Annotated in this window: 1 pseudogene; it reads left to right on the plus strand. The window is 73.8% G+C overall.

The features are described 5' to 3' along the window. Nucleotides 1-1425: pseudogene (locus J0F76_RS20610) on the plus strand (DUF4159 domain-containing protein); the annotation flags it as partial.

Raw genomic sequence — 1425 nt, forward strand, 5'->3', positions numbered from 1 at the left:
AAGCCTGCGCGCCGCGCAACCTGTCTCGTGGGGGACCGGCTTGCCCGAGGACCCCGCCGCCGCCCTGGCCGCGACCCCCGAGGGCCAGCTTGAGACCCTGTGGATCACCGACGGTCTGGACCATCCCGACCGTGCCGCCTGGCTGTCCGCGCTGACGGATCGTGGCCCGGTCACGGTTGTCCCGCCCGCCCGCGCCCTGCGCTCACTGTCGCTGCACGCGGGCGACACGCCGTCGTTGACCCTGTCCGCGATGGACGACTCTGCCCCCGCGATCCTTGCCATCGGCCCCGATCCGCAAGGGGTGGAACGCGAACTGGCCCGCCTGACGCCCGGCGATGCCGCCACCGTTGCCGGGATCAGCACCCGTCCCACCGCCATCGACCTGCCGCCCGAGCTGCGCAACCGCATCACCCGCTTCCAGGTGGAGGGCGAGGCTCATGCCGGTGCCGTGGTCCTGGCCGACGACCGGGTCAAGCGCCGCAAGGTCGGCTTGGTCGGCGAGGCCGACCGTCAGGCCGAGGGGCAGGTGCTCTTGTCGCAGCTTCACTATCTGCGGCAGGCCCTGGCGCCCACGACCGATGTGGTCGAAGGCGGGCTTGGCGACGTGCTGAACGCCGCGCCCGACGTGATCGTTCTGGCCGACCAGGTCGATCTGGCCGAGGCGGACGACCTGTCCGCCTGGGTCGAGGACGGCGGGCTGCTGATCCGCTTTGCCGGGCCGCGCATGGCCGCCTTCGAGGAGTTGCAGGCCGAACCCTTGCTGCCCGTGGCCCTGCGCCAGGGCGGGCGCGACATCGGCGGCGCGCTGTCCTGGGGCGATCCGCGCGGCATCGCGCCCTTTGCCGCCGATGGCGTCTTCGCCGGGCTGACCCCGCCCGAGGAGGTCGCGATCCGCGCGCAACTGATGGCCCAGCCTGCGCCCGACCTGGCGGAAAAGACGCTGGCCGCGCTGTCGGACAACACGCCGCTGGTGACGCGCGCGCGCGCAGGGCAGGGACAGGTCGTGCTGTTCCACGTCACGGCCAATGCCGAATGGTCGAACCTGCCGATCTCGGGCCTGTTCGTGGAGATGCTGAACCGGCTGGTCCAGACCGCCCGCGTGTCCCCGGCCGCCGAGGCTGCCGACGACCGCGAGCAGCCCTTCTGGACGCCCGAAACGGTTCTGGACGGCTTCGGCCGCGCCTCGCCCGCGGAAGGGCTGGCGCCTGTGGCGGCGGCCGATCTGGCGCTTGGGCCCGGCCCGGATCGTCCGGCGGGGATCTATGCCGCCGGCGAACGGCGCGTGGCGCTGAACGCGGGTGGGCCGCTGGCCCTGGCGAAATGGCCCGGCGCCAGGGTCGAGGCGGCGGGCACCACCGGCGGGCGCGACCTGACCGGGGCGCTGCTGGCCCTTGCGGCGCTGCTGCTGGCCGCCGATGCGCTGGG

Origin of the sequence: Paracoccus fontiphilus (assembly GCF_017356265.1) — a bacterium.
Classification (GTDB): domain Bacteria; phylum Pseudomonadota; class Alphaproteobacteria; order Rhodobacterales; family Rhodobacteraceae; genus Paracoccus; species Paracoccus fontiphilus.